The 20,355-nt window shown below is 64.3% G+C and carries 3 protein-coding genes (1 of these 3 cut by a window edge); all 3 read left to right on the forward strand.

The genetic code is table 11. The features are described from left to right. Tightly spaced (at most 56 nt apart), the 3 genes in view from GC146_RS11925 to GC146_RS11935 form a layout consistent with a single transcriptional unit that may run on beyond the window. A protein-coding gene (locus tag GC146_RS11925) for a CARDB domain-containing protein (protein WP_291838710.1) crosses the window boundary here: on the forward strand, positions 1-16,184 show its final stretch. 18,115 nt of this gene lie to the left of the window's left edge; 16,184 of the gene's 34,299 nt are visible here — the last part of the coding sequence; its start codon lies beyond the left edge, outside the window; the stop codon is at positions 16,182-16,184. Between the two features lie 56 nt (positions 16,185-16,240). Then, positions 16,241-18,178 carry an HlyD family efflux transporter periplasmic adaptor subunit gene (locus tag GC146_RS11930; protein ID WP_291838713.1) on the forward strand — a complete coding sequence of 646 codons (1,938 nt, stop codon included), beginning with the start codon at positions 16,241-16,243 and terminating at the stop codon, positions 18,176-18,178. Continuing rightward, positions 18,175-20,316 (forward strand): PqqD family peptide modification chaperone, encoded by a 2,142-nt coding sequence (locus tag GC146_RS11935; protein WP_291838716.1) that lies wholly within the window; start codon positions 18,175-18,177, stop codon positions 20,314-20,316. The genes GC146_RS11930 and GC146_RS11935 overlap by 4 nt, the downstream gene beginning before the upstream one ends. The last annotated feature ends 39 nt before the right edge of the window (positions 20,317-20,355 follow it).

Raw genomic sequence — 20,355 nt, forward strand, 5'->3', positions numbered from 1 at the left:
TGACCTTCACGCCGGGCGTGTTTCAGGCCGGCGTCTACAACGATATCACGCTGGGCGTGACGGATGGCAACGCGACCGACACGTTCACGACCAGCCTGCATGTTACGAACACAAATCGTCCGCCCGTCGTGCTGGACACCGCGCCGCAAACCGCGCTGGAAGGGCAGGCGTTTACGTTCCGGCTGCTGGCCTCTGACATAGATGGTGATCCGGTCGTCTTCGCCGTTGCCGACGCATTGCCGAAGGGCGCCAGTCTGGATCCGCGTACCGGCGTGGTGACGTGGATGCCGGGCTACGATCAGGCAGGCAGCTATACATTCAAGATCGCGGCGCGCGATCCGTCGGGCGCGCAAAGCGTGGCTGATGTCGCTGTCAACGTGCTGAACCAGAACCGCCCGCCGGTGCTGGCGCTGGAGACGCGCACGGTGGTGCTGGGTGAAACGCTCGACATCACCTTGCCGGTCACCGATCCCGATACCGATGACACGCTGGCGCTCTCCATCGCCAACCTGCCCGCCAATGCCAGCTTTGACCGCAGCACAGGACGTCTGATCTTTACCCCCGATGCCGGCGACCTAGGCGATCTGGTGTTGAAGGTCAGCGCGGATGACGGCACGGACGTCGTCGCGGCCAACATGCTGATCAAGGTCACCCGGACGCCGATCCTGCCGACGGCGGTGCTGGATGTCACCCCCGGGTTCCCCGCGCAGCCGGGCCAGACCATTACACTATCGGCCACCGGCGACGGTGTCGTGCCGATCACGGCGATGCGCCTGACCGTCGATGGAAAGGTCCTGCCGCTGAATGCGTTGGGCCGGGCGCAGATCGTCGCGCCCGCGCCGGGCCGGCTGCATGCGGTGCTGGAGGTAACCGATCGCGATGGGCGCACGGGACAGGTCGCGCGAGATATCGTGATCCGTCAGCCGGGTGATGTTGCCGCGCCGCAGGTCACGCTCGATCTGCCTGAGGGGCCGCTGGCCGGCCCGGTTTCGATCAGCGGTTCAGTCGCCGATCAAAGCGTCGCCGGCTGGACGCTGACACTCGTTTCACGCAGCGGTGTGGCGCGGCAACTCGCCGATGGCGACACCGAGACGATCGGCGAATTGGCGCAGATCGACGCCGGAGAAGTGCCGTCGGGCTTTTACACCCTGCGGCTGGACGCCCGCGATCTGAACGGCCTGAAAACGATCGTCGAGAAACAGATCGAGATCCTGCCCGCCGCCGCTGATCCCACATTGCGCCTGACCGAGGCGGAGGTGACGTTGTCGGGCATTGATATTCCGCTGACGCGTGTCTATCAGCCCGACCGCGCAGGTGAGACGCTGGACTTTGGCCAAGGCTGGGCTGCGCCATGGCTGGATGCGCAACTGGATGCAGGGCCGGCGGGCGTGGCAGGTGCGGCGCTGAAGGCCGGCCAGCACATCCATCTGACCGCGCCTGATGGCCAGCGGATTGTCTTTACCGTGGGCATTGCAACGCAGGAGATCTCCGGGTTTCACAAGGCGACGCTGACCTTCACGGCCGACCAGCCCGGCTATGCGCTGTCTTTTGACGGCCCCCTGCTGACAGAGGCGGATGGCGCCATATACAGCGCCCGCTCGGGCCTGCCCTATTCGCCATTTGCCCCCGGCGCGCCGATCACGCTGCGCCTGAGCCAGCCAGATGGCACTGTCTGGGAAATGGATGGCGGCGGCTCGATGACCGGGGTTGCGCGCGGCGATGCGCATGTCCTGATCGCCGATAGCGGGCTGATCGGCGCGAACGGCAGCGCGGTGACGGTTCTGCGCAATCCGGCCGGGGCGATTGCCGGTCTAACGCTGCCCGATGGCGAAAAGCGGTTGTTCCTTTACGACGCGGCTGATCGGTTGACCTTTGTCGGCGGCAGCAGTGGGGCAGAGCCCGATCTTTACGGCTATGACGCGAGTGGGCTTTCAATCGCGCAGGGCAGGCTGGCGGGCGTTTATCAGGGCGGGGTGGCGCAGCCCCTGAACCATGCCTTCGGCGGCATTACCAACACCACCGACTGGCAGACCACGATCGCTGCGGGCGAGGTGCAGACCGCCTCGTTCGTTCTGCGCGACAGCGAGTTGGCCTCGGCCGGCGGGCAACTGCTGATCTCGGTCAGGATGAGCGCCCCGGGGGCCAGCCTGCAACTGGACGGGGCCGGGCCGGTATCGTTGCAAACGGCCGCTGATGGCAGCCAGACGGCGATCTTCGCCGTCTCGGAGGCCGGTCTGAAGCAGTTGACCCTGCATGGTGACAGTGCCGCGTCGATCGACCTGCACCTTGCGCCAACGGGCGACCTGACAGGCGACGGCGATGTGTCGAGCGCCGACAAGGCAGCCTACCAGAACACCCCCCGCGACATCGATGGCGACGGCAACGTTGATGCGACCGATCAGGCGCTGCTGTTGCGCAACTACGGGCTGCGCGCCAACCGCCCGCCAGTGCTGACGCCAGTAGCACAAAAGACCTACACCGATCTGGCCATTGCAGTGTCGCTGCGCGACATGGCGGCCGATCCCGAAGGCGATCCGGTGTTTTTCGAGGTGCTTGGTGCCAGCGGCGGCACGGCAACGCTCAGCCCGGATGGCGCGACGCTTCTGGTGACGCCAGATCCCGGCCAGACCGGGCCGATGCATGTAAGTCTGCGTGCAAGTGATGGCTACCGCAGTTCGGCCAGTGCCGATCTGAACATCGAGATTTCCGACGCCGCGCTGACCGGGATCACGCTGGAGGATCGCGCGCCGCTGCTGGCCGATGGTGAAACGGTCGATTTCGGGATCACCGGCAGTTTCGCCGATGGTGGTACGGCGGCGCTGAGCGAAGGTTATGTGACGGTCAGCTTCGATGACCCAACCGTCGCGCGCCTTGTCGGCACGCAACTGCAGGGCCGGGGGAACGGCTATAGCGTGATCGAGATCGCGCGCGGGGCGATCCATGCGGCAACTGTCGTGCGGGTCGGGGCGTTGTCGTCCTACGATCAGGCGCTGATCGACGGGCCGGGCAGCGATATCTATCCCGACGCGGTCGAGATCACTCCCGGCGCGTCGCGTCAGTTGCTGTTGTTCGATCATCTGGGCGCGAACGTGGTGCAATCGCACATGGACGAAGTCAAAAGCTACGTCCAGAACAACGATATCGCGCAAGTCACCTCCGATGGCCGGGTGATTGGCCTTGCGCCTGGCCATACCGAGCTGACGGTAATCTACCGCGCCTCGGAAATCACCATTCCGGTCAACGTGATGACGCCGGTGGTTGGCGATGCCGTTCCGGTGGGGTCTGCTGGTGGCGTGGTGCAGAACGCCGATGGTTACCAGGTGGCGATCGCCGAAGGCGCGCTGCCGCGCGACGCGCAAGTCACCATCACAACGCTGAGCGCCGACGAGATCGGGGTGCCGCTGCTGCGCCCCGAAGACGGCTTTACCTTCGGTGCGGCCTTCAATCTGGATACCGGCAACGCGCCACAAAGCATTCCGGCGCAGTTCGCCATTCCCACAAGCCTTGCCGAAGGGGCGCATGTCATATTCTACCGCATCAGCGATTTCGTCACCGATGCCGGCATCGTCAAAGGCTATCAGGAGGTGGAAAGCGGGGTTGTCGATGCCAACGGGATCGCCCGCACCACCTCGCCACCGCATGCCGGCACACAATCGGACGGGCCGCTGGTGGTCATGCAGATCGCCGACGATTTCGCCCAGAAGGTGGTCAGTGCCTCGGTCCAGCAAATGGCCCCCTCCGACCATATTCAGGCCACCGCCACGGTTCAGTCCATAGGTGGCGCGCTGCTGCCGATCGGCGCGCTGTCGGCAGGGGCCAAGATGGTGCTGACGCTGCCGCATGCGATCACCGCCATTGCCACAAAGCTGGTCAATTCCGAAACTCTCGACATCATCAGTTCCAACACGCTGCAGATTGCCGCGGACCTGCCCAATATCGTGACCAACCTCTTTGGCTCGCTGCTGGAGCATCTGCAGAATGCGGCCTATCCGCTGGTCGAATCCGCCGAGGTCGTACAGCTCACAACACAGGCCAGTGCCGTCACCAAGGCACAGATCGAAATCAAGGGGCTGAACCTGACGCCTGACAGCCGCTTGGACGGGGGCGCACATAGCTGGGTGGTGTTCGGCGACGTGTCTGACGATGTGCTGAATACCGCCTTGTTGAAGGCCGAGACCGAGGGCGGGCATGGCGCGGGCTATTCGGTGCGGTTTGATCAAACCGGGGCAGTCGCCGTGCTGGCCGAACAGATCATGCGCGACGGGGCACCCGCATTGCGCGTGACACCGCCGCGCAACGTGTCGACGGGTGTTTTCCGCGTTGCACGTCCGGCGCTGACCCAGACCGCGGATACCGGCACTGCCCCCAGCGCACTGGCCCAGGGCAGCGAAGTGGCCGGGGCGGTGATGGATGCCAAGTTCCAGTTGTCCGACAGTTTTGCCTTGGCGCCGGGCGAAGACACGTTTGTCGCCGTGCAACAGGGCTTCAGCCAGCCCGATGGCGCGGATGTGGCGGTCGACACTTCGGTGACGTTCGATCAGCTCGCGGTGTTGCGCCCGCTGGCGCGGACCGGCCCGGACACCACGCCAATCCCGCAGCTCGTGGGGCGCATTCCGATTGGGTATCTGGATCAGAACGGCGTGCCGCTGCCCGATCAGCCCAGTGCAGGCCCGGGTGCGGTTGTCTTGTCACAGGACAACAGTCTTGCCTTCGTGGCGCTGACGGCGGCAAAGGGCATCGCGGTCGTCGACACCATCGCGTGGCGTCAGATCGACGTGAACCCTGCCGATGACAGCCACGTCAATTTCATCCAGCTTAACGCCGACGCGGGCATTCGGATCGGCGACATGTTCGTCGATCGTGGCGACAATTACCTCTTTGTCACCGACCAGGGGTCCAACAAGATCCATGTGATCGGGATCAACCCGGCGGATAGCGCGACCTACCTGCGTGATTTCCTCAGCCTGACGTTGCCCGATCCGCGAGCCATCACCTCGGCCGCCTTGACGCAGGACTTCAAACAGATCGTCGTTGCGCAATCGGGCGCAGGCACCGGCGCGCGTTCGCAGGGCCTGGTGTCGATCTTCGATCTGCCCACCGCGTTGGACGAGTCGTCCGATCCGCTGCTCAGCCCGGTGGCAAGCTTTGGCGACCCGTCGACGGCGACCGATACCAGCGGGTTGTTCCTGCGCGAGCCGCGCAGCGTGACCAGCTATTTCTTCGCAGGGGACAACCACCAGAAGATTGTCATCCTCGATTCGACCCGCACCGTTTCGGGGCCGTCCAATGGTGGCCTTGTCGTGGTGCTGGACAGGGACGCGAAGGGCAACTGGTCGGTCCAGAACAGGATGAACTTTGCATTCCCGCCAGAAGCGGCCAGCCAGAACGGTCCGAGGGCCCCCTTCGCCGTGGCCGATCCTGTTGACATCGTGTTTTCCGAAACCGGCGAGACGGCGTTTATCCTTGGTCAGCGCCGCTTTGCCCCCGACGATCCGCAACGCGATCCGGACTATTCCTTCACCAGCCTGATCGGGCGCTACCGGGCCAATCCGCCGGGCAGCAACATCGCCGTGGTCACCAACCTTCTGAGCGCGACGCGCGAAAGCACGGGCAGTCAGGCGTCACGGGTCGTTGCCGCCACGTTGGGCATTCCCGAAAGCTGGGGCACGACCTTGGGTCTCTCGCCCGACCGTAAATTCGTCTACATGTCGGGCGGACGGCTGGGCAACGTGCTTGCCTACGACATCCAGGCGATCGACGATTTCATCAAGACCCACCCGGACGAGTTGTATTACCGCTATGCGCTGGACGATCTGGGCGGCACCGCAACGGCGCCAAGCGGTGTGCTGGTCCCGCGCATCGACCTGAACGAGACATTCGGACCCCGCGCCGCCTACGGCGCGTATTACGCGGTGCCCTACGGGCCGGGCGAGCCCTATGTCGGCCCCGGCCTGAGCCCAGAGGAGAAACCCAACCAGCCGATCCTGCTGGGCGGCCTGATCGGCGGGATGGCCACGGTGCGCAATGTCATCTCGCTGGATCCGGTGGATGATGGAAGCTTCACCGATCTGACGATCACCCGCACGCACAGCGCAATCGACGTGCCCAAATACGACAGCACCGATAACCCGCAGCCCAACTTCGCGTTCGACCTTGATCCGAACTCAAGGCCCGTTTCCGTGATCGTGACGGTGTCGGTCTATGGTCCGCGAGAGGGGCTTTTCGTCAGTGACACGACGCCGACGCAAGGCAAGGCGCTTGAAAACCTCGGCTACAAGAACCTGATCGACGCGAACGGCAGCTATGACGCCAATCGCAACCGGGTTGCCACGGTCTATCTGACGGACGCGCAAATTGCCGATGCGATGGCAAATGGCGGACATTTCAAGGTGACGCTGCCCGGTGACACTGTACTGACTGCCGGTCAAAGCTACTTCTGGGGGGCCGAGGCGGTCCTGTCGCAGAACGGGCACCAGCCGGAGGTCAACCGGCAGTATGGCGAGTTCTACGTCAACCCGGTCAAGCCGGCGACGGGGCAGAAATATGCCGGTGTCGCGGTCCTGACCCACGGGTTGAGTTTGCCATTCCTTGGCCCCCAAGCTGATCAGACGGCGCTCTTTGATATGGCCGTCAAGATGGCTGCGGCGACAGATGGTGTCGTCCTTTTCTACAAGCCGTTGGGGCGGGGCGTGACCTCGTCGGACAGCAATCGCTATGGCGACTGGGTCAACATCACGCCGGGCAAGTCGCTGGAAGATGCCAATGCGCTGATCCTCGTGCCGGACTGGACCGACTCCACCACGATCGACGATACCGGATTTGCCGAGGCCGCGGCGGATGCGTTCTTTGCCGAGATCGTCGATTTGGACAACCGCATCGGCGACGTTCTGAGTGCACCGCTGCATTTCATCGGCGAGGGGCGCGGCACCTCGGTCAATACCGAGATCGTCCAGCGGCTGTTGGCGCAGATTGGCAAAGACAAGCTGGGGCCGATTCAGGTTACCACGATCGACCCGCTCTCTGGTGCGCAGCCACAGCGCCAGCTCAACGTGACAAACGTTCTTGATTTCGTGTCCACCACGGCCACGCTCGCGTCTTACGGCTTTGCGCTTTACGCGGCCGCCAATGTCTATGCCACGGTCGAGACGGCGGGCCTGTCGGCCGAAGTGACAGTCGCCAATGTGGTCAGCGCAATCCGCTACTACGAACAGACCAAGGCCTTTGCAGCCAGCGTTGACACGATCAGCACGTCGCTGAAATCGCTGAAGATCAACACCATTGACCTGTCGGATTTCTCTGACCCGGTCACGATCAACTGGAACGGCGTGTCCTTTGCCGACAACTATTTCCAGACGGTCGCCGATACCGATCGCGCGCTGTCCTTCACCACCAAGGGCACGGCGCTGGCGACAGCCAACGTCAACCTGAACCTGACGAACCTGCCCGGCTTCATCGAGGACGATGCGCTGCCCGATACCGCGTTTCTTGGGATCGACAAGACGCAGTTCGGCATCGGGCTGGGCAGTCTCAATTTGCGCGCAGTGGGCTGGTACACCGGAACGACGGCGCTGCGCAGCTATTACTTCGACGGTTTCGGGCAGATTAAGACCGGTATCTGGCGCGGCCCGCTCGACCGGTTCCAGGACGTGGTGACGGCCTCGGGCAAGGACGGCTATCTGGAGAAATTCGGCCGCATCGCACGCTATTACAACGACCCGGCCCCGGCGACCCCGGCGGCCGTGGCCCAAAGCGCCTCCGGTTACGACAAGAACCTAAAGAGCTGGTATGTCGCGCGCGAGTTCGAGGCCAACTCGATTGCCGGGCAAAAGGAAAATGCGCCGGTGCGCACCAACAAGGCGGCCGCCATCGACACCACAGCGTGGGAAGGCGTGGGGACGGGCTGGTTCTATTCGTCGCTTGGCGGTGGCGGCCAACGTCAACTCCGGATCACCACAGTTGATCGATCGAAATTTGATCCGGCCAGCTACAACAACTCGGCCAAGGACGGCAAAGGCACCGCGATTGCCAGCGTGTTCAACGGCGATTTCCAGGCTTCCGAAAAGCCGCTTTACGGGCGGATGCCGATCCCGGCGCGCAGCGCCTATGAAACACCCGGCTGGTCGATGTTGGGGGGCAACAGCTATCGCGTGATTGGCGGCCTCGACAGTTCCAGTGTCTCGGGACTGCAAGGGCTGTTCTTCCTGCCCGAGAATACGCTGGGATGGGAGATTGATTTCACCCGGATCGACAAGTTCAAGCCCGAAGCTATCGCGGACAGCGCCTGGAAATACTACGAGGACACGATAACGTCCCTTGTGTCGAAAGTCCGCGAGGGGATCGATTCAGTTACGCACAAGACACCTGAATCCGACAGCGATCCCGATTATGCCGGCAAGGTGCTGAATACCGTCGTCAACGCGGTCCTTGCCGGGGTTCCGGCCGCCGCCAGTTTTGCCAACGACCTCATCGAGAGTGGGCTGGGCGCAAAGTTCTTTGAAATCCTTCAGGAGGATTTCGATGCGATCACCAAGGAAGCGGATATTCAGGATCATGCGACGAGGGGGTTGGCCTATGTCAATCCGCCGCCGGCACCCGACAGCCGCTTCAAGTCGCTCGTGGGAGCGGGCGTTGATGACTTCCTGTCCAAGCTGCCCGACATCCTCGCATTCATCCAGAAGAACATGGTGGATTGGTACTACAAGTTGGGCGCGGGTGCCGAGCTTGTCCACAACACCATGTATTTCAATGATAAAAACGATCAACTTGGCGTTGATGTGACTTGGGATGACCCTGTGGCGGGCGGCAATTCCACGCTGGCGCTCTTTGCCCAGATCGACGGGACGTATATTGAACTGACGCCGATGAAGGCCGCGCAAGTGCGTAACGACAGCAGCCAGACCGGGGCTGACAAACGCCAGTATTTCGAGATACCCGAAACGGTGCGGGGCAAGGCGGGGCAGCTGGTGATCCGCAACGTCACCGATACGGGAGCCACCGGATCGCTGGCGCGGATCGACAACATATCGTTCCGCCAGACCCTCAAGATAACCGATTCCGATGTTGGCGCGGCAGCCGGGGCCAGCGACCTGACGGTTCTGTTCACCGATAACGGCCAGCAGATCACCGACGGGACCGGACGCGAGGCCTTGCGTGTCAGCGAGACGGCTGGCCTTGGCATCGACCGTCATGAATTCGCGTTCGAGAACCTCTCGGACCGGGGCATGGATGTGACGCTGACGCTGGACCCGTCAGAGTTCCTGACCCTTTCTGCCTTGCCCGATGTATGGACGCTGGCCAATGCGCCGAACGGAACAACCGGGTTTCCGGTGTCGCTGCAGGATGGCAGCGCCGGCATACAGCTCAAGACCAACCTGCGGCCCGGGGAAAAGCAAAGCCTGACACTGACCGCCAGCCTGACCAATGATTTCCTGCAAAACACCGCGCCGGACGCCCAGGCATTGCTGTTGGGCACACGGATGGTCGTTCATTACGCCGATGACACCCCCAGCACCGCGCCGGGGATCACGCGCATCGACGAAACCCGGACCGCTGCCATCCTGTATCTGGCTGACATGGGCGATGACGCGGCCAATGACGGGACGTTGCGGTTGGCCGATACCGCTGATGGCCAGACCCGCACGCTGCACATTGAAAAGCGGTTGGGCAACCTGTCGGATATCACGCTGTCGCTGGCCGGGGCAGACAGCAAATGGCTGACCGGCACTGACGGGCTGAACAGCTATGACATCACCTTTGCGCCGGTCGGGGTGGGCGACAAGCCCGGCAATGCCGCGCCGCGTTTCGTTGATGCCAGCACCCTTGTGCTGACCCGTGGTGGCGAGCAGATCGGCAGTTTTGCAGTCGAGGCGGCAGCGACCCGCAAACAGACCGTCGGGATCGAGGCCGACAAACTGCGGGCCGAGATCAAGACCCAGTTGGCCGCCCTGCGCGCCAAGGAAATTGCCGACGGTGTGGCTGATCAAGACAGTTTTGCGCTACGCTTTGCCGGGCTGACCGATGCCAATTGGGCCGACGTGATTGCCGGCATCAAGAACCAGCTTGCCTCCGTGCTGGCGGCAGGCGACGGGGCGGTGCGTGTCACCTCCGGCGCGGGTGATTTCGAGCTGGTATTTGATTCCGGCACACAAGGCTCCGACGCATTGATCCTGCCGGTCGATGCGGCCCAACAGGCGCGTAATGACGGCGCCAGCGCCGCGCATGATGCCGCCGAAGCGCAGCAGCAAAAGGCCCTGAGCCTGAAGGACAAGAAACAGGGTCTGAGCGACGCCTTGAACAAGGTCTATGTCGGCGCGCCCGAGGTTCAGGCACAATATCAGGACTACGCCAATGCGCTGGCCGATGTCGCCAGCACCGCCTTGCCCGCCTTCAACGATATTATCGATCAGGGGCGTCACACATTTACCAGCGCGGCGCTGGTCTATGACGCGCTGGATGGTCAGGCAGAGGCGCAGGCAGGGCTGGTTTCGCAGTTCGCCACGGTCAGTGATCAGGCCGACACGGTGCTAAGCCAAGTGGGCGCGGCCCAGGCCGAACTGATGTCCAGTCTGGGGGGGCTTTTTGACGGCATAACGCTGGACACCGATCAGGAGAAGGCGGCCAGCGCCAGCTTGGGTAATTTGCAGGGCAGTCTTGGCACGGCGTTTGAAAAGATTGGCGACGCGGTTCGTGGTCTGGGGCTGATCAGTCCGTTCGCCACGGCCCAGAATTCGTCGCCCGGTACTGGGCCCTCCGGTGTTCTGAGTGCGGCATTGAATGTCGTGCGCGGCCCGGGCGGTACATTTGGCGGATTGTCGCAGACGATCAGTCAGGCCATTGGCAGCACACAACTTTCCACGACGCTCACCGATATCGGGCAGAACGTGATGTCGTCGGTGCAGGGTGGCAACGAGTTGCTCGATAACCTGCTGAGCCAAACGCAGACCTTGGCTGGTATTTTCGGCAGCAAACTGCCGGCCGAGCGCCAAAGCGAACTTGCCGCGACGGTATCGTCGACGAAGGGCCTTTTTGCCCCCCTGATCGCCACGCTCACCAACAGCATCAGCAGCACCGAAACACTCGTGGGAACGGCGACCGGTAGCAAACCCGTTCTTTCGGGCGTGCTGGGCAAACTTGGCACCTCGCTGCGGGACCTGACAGGGCAGATCACCTCCCAGATCGATGACCTGCATGGCACGTTCACCGACAATATCGCGCTATTCGGTCAGCTTGAGGCCACCACCGACGGGGTTGATCCAATCCCGGCAGATACCTTGCAGGGCATCCTTGGGCAGGTGAACCGGCAGAACGACCCGTTTGGCGCGCTTTCGGGCCATCTGAACGGACTTCTCAATTCGATCGTTGGCGCAAATTCCGGGCTTTTGGATGGGCTGGACAGTGGCGCAGCACCGTCCACCGGGGGTGGTGGTGGCGGTTCCGGCATTGGCGGGTTGGCGCGCAAGCTTATCAACGATCTTGACCTTGCCGGTGTCGGGGCGGACGGAATCTTCACCCAGCTTGGCCAGCAATTCCGCATGGCGGGCGGATCGCAAACCGACGTCGCCGATGCGCTGTCCGAGATCGGGAAGGCAGCGCAGGCGCTTGGGCAGGATACGTTCCTTGAGGAATTGAGGAACAGCGCCGAAAACGGCCAGCCTCTGGCCGCCGAGCAGCAGGTTCATGCGCTTGCCTCCGATGGCCTGGCGCAGGCCCAAAGCGCGATTGATGGCGAAGGCTCCGGCGGCATCTTTAGCGGGCTGTCGGGGCTGATGGGGGGGCTGAAGACGGTCGTCGACAACGTGGCGGGTGCCGTCGGAACAACTGGTACCGTGCCCAGTCCGTTCCATGTCGATAGTCGTGCGACCACGGCCGCGGTCGTGGACCTGACAAACCTGATCGGGGCGCTGCCGGACGGGGCGGGCCAGTCCATGGCAGACATGCTTTCCGGTATCGGTCAGGCCAAGGACCTCGACGCCAGTGCCAATTTCGCAATTGATGCGCTGGTGACCAATACCGGCAATCTGCTGGGCCTTGCGACCGCGCTGGACAGCCAGGACGGTCAGGGCACGCACAGCCTCGACAACCTCGCTGGCTTCTTGCAGGGCGGCAATAGCGGGGTCACCGACGCCTTGAGCCACGTGCGCGCGATCAATCAGGGCGTGGCCGATCTGGCGCGATCGGTGGAGGATTCGATCACCAATGCCCAGACTGTCAGTAATGACGAGATCCGCGCGCTGATCTCGGACACGGCCGATCTGCAGATTGCCAATGTGGCCGCCGGCAGCAAGACCGCCGACTACGGCTGGGGCCTCAAGAGCCTGCTGGACCTTGCCGGGTCCGACAAAATCGCGTTGGGCGATGGCGTTTCCGACGGGGCCGCGGCCGCCGCGCAGGCGGTGCAGGCGCCGCTGGCCGCCGCACTCAACGACTCGGCTGCGCTGGCGCAGATGATGAGCGCGTTGCAAGGCGCGCTGGCGGGCGACGCCGGAGATGCGGCCCAGATCATCCACAATATTCGCAGTCAGACCGCCGGGATCGAAACGCAGGTGAACGAGGCGAGTCTCAAGCTTGATGGCCTGAAAACGGCCGCCACCGACGTTCTTGGGACGGTTCAGAACAGCGTGAGCGCGAGTGGTACCGGGGCGCGCTTCGGCTTCGCCAGCTTTGATTTTGCCGCCGCGCCGTCCGATGCCACGGCGGCAAGGGCCGAGCTTGCCTCGCTGATCGATCAGACCGTTGATGGCACCTATACCGGGCAGCAGCAGACTTACCGGCAGGACGCGCTGTTCAACACCCGACTGAAGGGTGACAAGGTGGTCCTTGATGTCGGCGCCGTATTGCAAAGCCTGCGGAGTGCCAGCAGTGGCGCGACATTTGATGCCGCGAAGGCCTTCACCGATGCGATGGCCTGGGCCTATTCGCACGAGACACTGCACACGCTTGGCCTGCCCGATCTTTACGATGCCCAGACCGGGAATATCCTGGGCGATCCCACGGTGTTGAGCACGCCCGGCAATTTTGACACAACGCCGGCGATCCAGGCGGCGCTGCGACTGGCGCTCAACGTGCCGGCCGCCAGCCCCACCGATTATGTCGGTGTGCGCACCTTGCTGCACGGGGCCAATGCCGCCAGCCTGCTTTCCCCGTCCGATGCACAGGGGCTGGATTATGCCTTTGCGCCCGGCAGTGGCGCGCAGGTGCTGTCATCGGGCTGGTCGGTACTGGGCAATGTCGGGCAGACCGCCGATGGTCTTGCCCTGCTTGAAGGGCCGGCAACCCGGACGGCCGCCTACCGGTTGCTTGATGTCCCCGGCGGGGCGAGCCAGCTGACATTCACCATTCTGACCCGGATGGCACCGGACACCTCGGGCCCGCAGGATGCCTTCGAGGTCGCCCTTTTGAACCGGCTGGGCGCGCCATTGTCGCTTGTGCCGGGCCTCTCGAATACCGATGCCGCCCTGAACCTGCAGGCCAATGGCATGTTGCGCGTGGGCCCGGGCCTGCAGGTGGGCCCGGCGACGCTGTTGAGCGACGGGTTTACCGCCCGTGACGTGACCGTGGATCTGGGCGCGCTCGATCTGTCAAACGGGCTGCAGATCTCCCTCGATCTGCTGGGATTTGGCGCGGTCGATGCCGAGGCGCGCATCGCCGGGCTTGCCTTTGACGTGCCCAGCAACCTGACAAACAACCCGCCCGTTGCCGCCAGCCAAAGCGTGGTTCTGGACGAGGATGGCAGCACGGTGATTGATCTTGGTCTGCTCAGCGGCGACCCGGAGAATGACCCGCTGACGCTGGCGATTTCGCGTGGGCCGGGGCATGGCCAACTGGAAAAGATCGGCGAGACGCTGTGGCGCTACACTCCCAACCCCGATTTCAACGGGTCTGATTCATTCAGCTTCACTGCCAGTGACGGGCTTTTCACCAGCGCCCCGGGGCTTGTCCGGCTGGATGTGCGGCCGGTCAACGATCCGCCAGACGTGGCACCAATTGAGGATGTCGCGCTTGCACGTGGCGATCACCTGCAGGTGCAGGTCATCGCCAGCGACCGCGATGGTGATCCGCTGATCTACAGCCTGTTGCAGGCGCCGGACGGGGCCACGATCAGCGCCACTGGCCTGCTGGAATGGACCGCAACTGGCGGCAACGGCAGCCGGGCCTTTGCGGTGGGCGTGTCCGACGGGCAGGGCGGCCTTGTGCAGCGCAGCTTTGATGCGATCGTCGGTGATGTGCCGTTGGTCGTGTCGGTAAATGCGCCATCAAGTGCCGTCATGCGCGAAAACGTCGATATCAGCTTTGACGTGCGCGACAACGGCGTCGATCTGATCTCGGGCCTCAGCGTGAACTGGGGGGACGGCACCGAGGATGTGCTGGCCACTGACAGCCGCACGGCGGGGCATGTCTATGCGCTGCCCGGTGATTACCTCATTTCAGTGCAGGCCGAGGACCAGAACGGCGTGACCGCGGCTGACAGCAAGCCGATTGCCATCGCCACGCCGGGCCTTGAGGTAACAAGCGTGGTGGCCGCGACATGGGGCGTGTCGGTGCGGTTTTCGGGCGTTGTCGATACCGGTCTGCCGAACCCCTACCGGCTGCTGGAGGATCAGGGCGAGCCGATCGATATCGCGCTGCTTGCCCCCGACGGCACGCCGCTGCGCGGATCGCTGGTGCCCGATGCCGATGCGCGCGGCTTTACCTACCTTGTCAGCGGCGCGCCGCTTGCGCCCGGCGATTACACGCTGCGTCTGCTGGGCAACGTGCAGGGCTGGCGCAACGATTTCGACACGCTCGCCGCCGATACCGGCGGACTTTATGAACGTGTCATCGCGGTGCAGCCGGCCCCGACGCAGGTGCATGTCGAGGATGCGGTGGCCCGCCCCGGCGCGCGCCTTGGCCCGGGCGGACGTGGGCTTGAAGTGTCGCTCACGCAGGCTGGCGGCATTCAGTCGATGCTGCTCGATCTTGAATGGCAGGTCGATACGTTGTCGATCGAGGGGCTGAGCACGGCGATTGCGGGCGCCACGATCACCCGCGAGAGCGGACAGGGTAGCGGCCCCGGGCATACGCTGTTGCGCATCACTTTCGACACGCCGCCGGCTCCGGGGGCGCTGGTGCTGGGCTATCTTTCGGGCGCCATCAGCGACACGGTCGCTTACGGCAAGGTGGCCAGCGCCGTGGCCCTGCGGATTGTAGAGATCAACGACATGGCGGTTGATCTGGGCGTGGCCGACCGGTCTGGCGCCAAGGCGCTGGCGATTGCCGCGGCCCCCGGCGATGCCAATGCCGACCAAACGGTGGGTGCTGCCGATACCGCGCTTTTCAATGCGGTGGACGGGATCGCCATGGGCGGGGTGTCGGCCTGGCGGCAGGTCGACATCAATCTGCTGCGTCCGGACGGCCCGCTACCGCCGACCGGTGGTGATGCGGGCGGCGGCGATGACATCGGCATCGGCGGGATCATCTTCGGCGGTACCGGCCACACCGGGTTCGGCGCGGCGAGTGGCTCCTTTGGCGCGGCAGCTGTTGAACTCGCCTCGGCCCAGAACCCGGATCAGGCCGTCTTCGCATCTGCGCGTGATATCGCGCGCATGTTGGGCGCGGTGCCATCCGGCGGGGCGTCGGCACGGCTGTTCCAAGGCAGTGGAGGGATCGTCAACGTCTGCCTCGTGCCCGAGCGGGACGGGTCGGACAGGGCTGCGGCGGTTTGTCTGCGGACCAATGCCGTCGATTTCCTTGCGCTTGGCCGCAAATGGCATCTCGATCATACCGAGCAGGTGACCGACGGCACCGTGCCGCACCCGCAGGCCATGCCTTACATTGATTTCGACAATGCCGATCGCAGCCATTTCTGTATTGTCGAGGAGGTGCCGGAAGGGTTCTCGGGCAACCCGATCTACGAATTGATGCGCGGCCCCGTCGATGCACCGCAACAGGCATCAACCGGGCCCACCAAGACCCTGCGGATGTGCTTTGAGGTTGTAGATGACGACGCCGCCGCGTTGACCCCGCCACAGGCTGATACTTTCGATACGGCGCAGGCAGACCCGCCGTCGCTGACGACTGTGCTTGGTGCAGTTTCGCTGCTGGCCGTACCGCGTGCGCCCGAGGCCGGCCGGGGGACACGGCGCCGGCCCGCCGCCGCCCATGCGATGTTGCTGGACGGCGAGCCGGAGATCGGGCCAAGCCCCTGAAAGGAAACCGTGAATGGCACAACGAAGAATGCCACGACTGAAGCTTTGCCTTTCGCGTGACGCGTCAGGGCGACGCAGGAGCCAAGGCGGCGCGCGGCATCGTTCGCCAGCGGAGTAGATCCGGTTTGGCGGATGTCGCACATAAAGGATCAGAAGCGCCTCGCGTCGAGGCCGCGTCAGTTGCCGCACTGGCGACCAGCGCGGATCCGTGGCGCGATTTTCTGGTTCCCAAGACCGGCGCGAATTTCCTGGCAGGTTGGCTGGCGCTGACCGCCGGGCGGCTTAGCGATTGCCGTGCGGCGGTTCTTCTTCTGCAGGGGGAAAGCGGCGTTCTGGGCTTTGCCGCAGGCTGGCATCTTGACGATACGGTACAGACACTGGCGGGCAAGCTGGCCGCAAGGCTGGCCCAACGACCCGAGCCGCTGATCGAGAAGGCTGGCCAGGATACGCTGATCGGTTATCCGCTGGAGCAGGGCGGCCACCCGGTGGCGGTGGCCGTCTTTGTCCTGTCGCGTGATCCGGGCACGGGGCTGCGCCCGTTGTTGCGCGAAATACACTGGGCGGCCGGGTGGCTGGACGCGCGACTATGGCAGGGGCAGGCGGCCACGGGCATCGAGCGTGCGGATAGCGCCAAGCTCGTGCTGGACCTTCTGGCGGCGGCAAATGAACATCAGCGTTTTGACGGCGCCGCTCTGGCCCTTGTCAACGCCATCCCGGAGATGACGGGGTTCGACACGGCCGCGCTTGGCATGGTGCAGGGGCGCGGTGTGCGTCTTGAGGCGCTGTCGCGCGATGCGGGGTTCACTGCCAAGGCCCGGCTGACCCGCGCTGTCGAGGCCGCGATGGCCGAGGCGATGGACCAATCTGCGCCAGTAGGGTTTCCAGAACGCCCCGACGGGCGGCAGATGATCACGCTGGCCCATGCCGCCCTCGCGCGGGAACTGGGGGCGGCCCTGATCCTGAGCGTTCCGTTATTGGTCGAGGGGCGGGCAGAAGGCGTTTTGACCGTCGCGAAATCGCCGCAGCCGGGGCAGTCGCTGGCGCTTGATCCAAGCGCGGTCGAAGACTTGCGGCTGGCTGCCGCTGCCATCGGCCCGGGGCTGAAGACGCGGCTTCAGGAGAGGCGCTGGATATCCGGCAGGGGCCGGGCGTTGGCCGGTCGTGCAGCGACGGCCGTGTTGGGCCGCCGCCCGACGCTCTCACTGGCCGCTCTGGCCGGGGTTGCTGCAATTGCTGCGCTGATATTGGTCCCGGCCGATCTGCGCGTGCATGCCGATGCTACGCTGAAGGGGGCGACACAGCGCAGCATCCTCGCGCCGCAACAGGGCTTCATCGCCGAGGCCAACGTCAAGGCCGGCGACGCCGTCAGCGCTGGCACGGTGCTGGCACGGCTGGATGATCGCGAGTTGCGGGTGCAGCTGGCCGCGGCACAGGCGCGTCTGGCCAAAGCCGAGCAGGATTGGCGCACGGCCTCGGCCGCGGGCAAGCGCAGCGAGGCCGCCATCGCCTCGACCGCGCTGGACGAGGCCAATGCGGCACTGTCGCTGGTCGAGGCGCAACTGGCCCGTCTGACCATTACCGCGCCGCAATCGGGCTTGGTGATTTCAGGCGATCTGCGCCAGCGCATCGGCGCCCCGGTTTCGCCCGGCGACCAGTTGTTCGAGATCGCCTCGACCGGCCAGTACCGCCTTTTCATCGATGTCAGCGAATATGACCTTGAGTTGGTGCGCCCCGGCCAAACGGGGCAGGTCACATTTTCAGGTCTGGCCAGCCACAGCCTGCCATTCACCGTCGCCACGATCGCGTCGGTGTCAGACCCCGGCGCGGGGGAAAACCGGTTCCGGGTGGAGGCCGACATTGACCCGGTCGAAGGGCTGCGACCCGGCCTGACCGGCACCGCCAAGATCGATACCGGCAGTGCCTGGCTGGCTTGGGTGCTGTTGCGTGGCACGGCCGTTCGGTTGTGGTTCTGGAGTTGGCGGATGCTGCCATGAGCGGGCAATTCCTGTCACAGGACTGGTATCGGGTTGCCGATCTGGCGCCACGCCTGCGGCGCGATATCGAGGTGGCCCGGCATGTGTATCTGGGTGAACCATGGGTGGTGCTGGCCAACGCCACCGGCCGGCGAGTGCACCGCATGACCCGGGCCGCTTATGCCATTGTCGGGCGATTTGACGGACGCCAGACTCTGTCCGAACTGTGGCAGGATGCGCAGTCCGAGATGGGCGCCGAGGCGCCGACCCAGCAGGATATCCTGACGTTGCTCTCGCAACTTCACGAGGCAGACCTGCTGGACAATCAAGACACGCCGCTTTTGGATGAGGTTCTTGAACGGCGCGACCGGGAACGGCGCGCGTTCTGGAAAAAACTGTTCCTCAACCCGCTGTCGGCAACCCTGCCGCTTTTCAATCCCGACCGGGTCCTGATCGCGGTCGCGCGGCGGCTGTCGGTGCTGCCATCGGCCCTTTGGTGGTGGATTGGCGCGACCATCATCCTGACTGCGCTCGCGGTTCTTCCAACACAATGGCCCGCGCTCAGCCATCGCGGTTTGTCGGGGTTTCTCGATCTGGAAAACCTTGCGCTGATCGGCTGCATCTATCCGGTGGTCAAGGTCATCCACGAGTTCGGCCATGGCATTGCAACCCGGTCGCGCGGCGGGATGGTGCCGGAAATGGGCGTGGTGCTGGTCGCCTTTTATCCCATCCCTTATGTCGAGGCCTCCAGCGCGCTGATGTTTCCGTCAAAATGGTCGCGTGCGGCTGTCGCCGCCGCTGGGATCATGATCGAACTGGTGATCGCAAGCTTTGCCCTTGCCCTCTGGAGTGTGACGAACGACGGCGTCTTGCGCGCGGTGGCGTTCAACACGATGGTCATCTCTGGCCTGTCGACCCTGCTGATCAACGGCAATCCGCTGCTGAAATTCGATGGCTACCACATCCTGTGTGACCTGATTGAAATTCCAAACCTGAGCCAGCGTGGCAATGCGTGGTGGGGTGAGGTGTTGCGCAACCGGTTGCTGGGCACACGCGAGCGGCGGCGACTACGCGTCACCGGGTGGGAGGCGTTCTGGTTCACAGTGTTTCCACCAGCGGCCTTTGTTTACCGCGTGGGTATCGCGCTTTCGATCGCGCTTTACGTGGCCGCGAAATATCGCGCGCTGGGGGTCGTTCTAGCCATCTGGTCGCTGGTGCTGGGGGTGATCTGGCCCGCCGTCACGCTGGTTCGTCAGACGCTGAACGATGGCCGCATCCGGCTTGCCGGGACGCGCGCCATGCGGGGCGGCGCTCTGGCAGTACTGGCGCTGGTCGGGCTGGCGGTCTTGCCGCTGCCCCATCACGTGGTGGTGCAGGGCGTGGTCTGGCTGCCGCAGGAAGCGTTCCTTCGGGCGCCGCAAAGTGGGGTCGTGCAGGTCCAAAGTGCCGAGGCAGGGGCACGGGTGCAGGCCGGCGCGCTGCTTTTTGCACTGGACGCCCCGGCCATCGACAGCCGCCTTGCGCAAGCCCGTGCACGCGTAGAAGGCGCAAGGCTGGCAGTGGAAAAAGCGCGGCTGGACAACCGCAAAGAGGTCAGCCGGCTGGAACAGGAACTGGCCGCTGCACAGCAGGAAGAAGCGGAAGCGGCCCGACAGGATGCGGCCCTGCAGATTGTCAGCCCGCATGACGGACGCCTTGATATCACCGGCGGCGCCAGCCTCAGCGGCCAATTCGTCGCCAAGGGCGCGCTGCTGGCCTATGTCCTGCCGGACGGCGCGCGCGCCATTCGTGTCGCCGTGCCGCAGCGCGAGGTGGGTGTGCTGCGCGAAACGCCGCGTGCCATCGGCGTGCGCTTTGCCGATGCCCCGTTCACGGAAGTCCCAGCGCATATCCTGCGTGAGGTGCCGGAGGGGGCTGCCGTCCTGCCATCGGCAGTGCTGTCATTGGCAGGCGGCGGACCTTTTGCAACCACTGGCAGGCAAGGCGCGCTGGAGACGACGACCCCGATCTTCTCGGTCGATCTGGCGCTGGACCGCCCCGAATTGCGTCCGGCCTTCGGCATGCGCGCCTTTGTCCGCTTCACCTTGGCGCCGCAATCTTTGGCCGTGCGGGCCTGGGTTGCCGCACGCGAGCGTCTGCTGAGCGTGTTCAATGTCTAGCAAGTCACGTCCTTGGGCTGCAGGGCGGCGCGCCGATCT

The organism is Limimaricola sp. (assembly GCF_016125575.1).
GTDB lineage: Bacteria > Pseudomonadota > Alphaproteobacteria > Rhodobacterales > Rhodobacteraceae > WGLM01.

Bases quoted from the DNA above. Each gene is read 5' to 3' on its own strand.
- GC146_RS11935 (WP_291838716.1), top strand. From the start codon at position 18,175: ATGAGCGGGCAATTCCTGTCACAGGACTGGTATCGGGTTGCCGATCTG.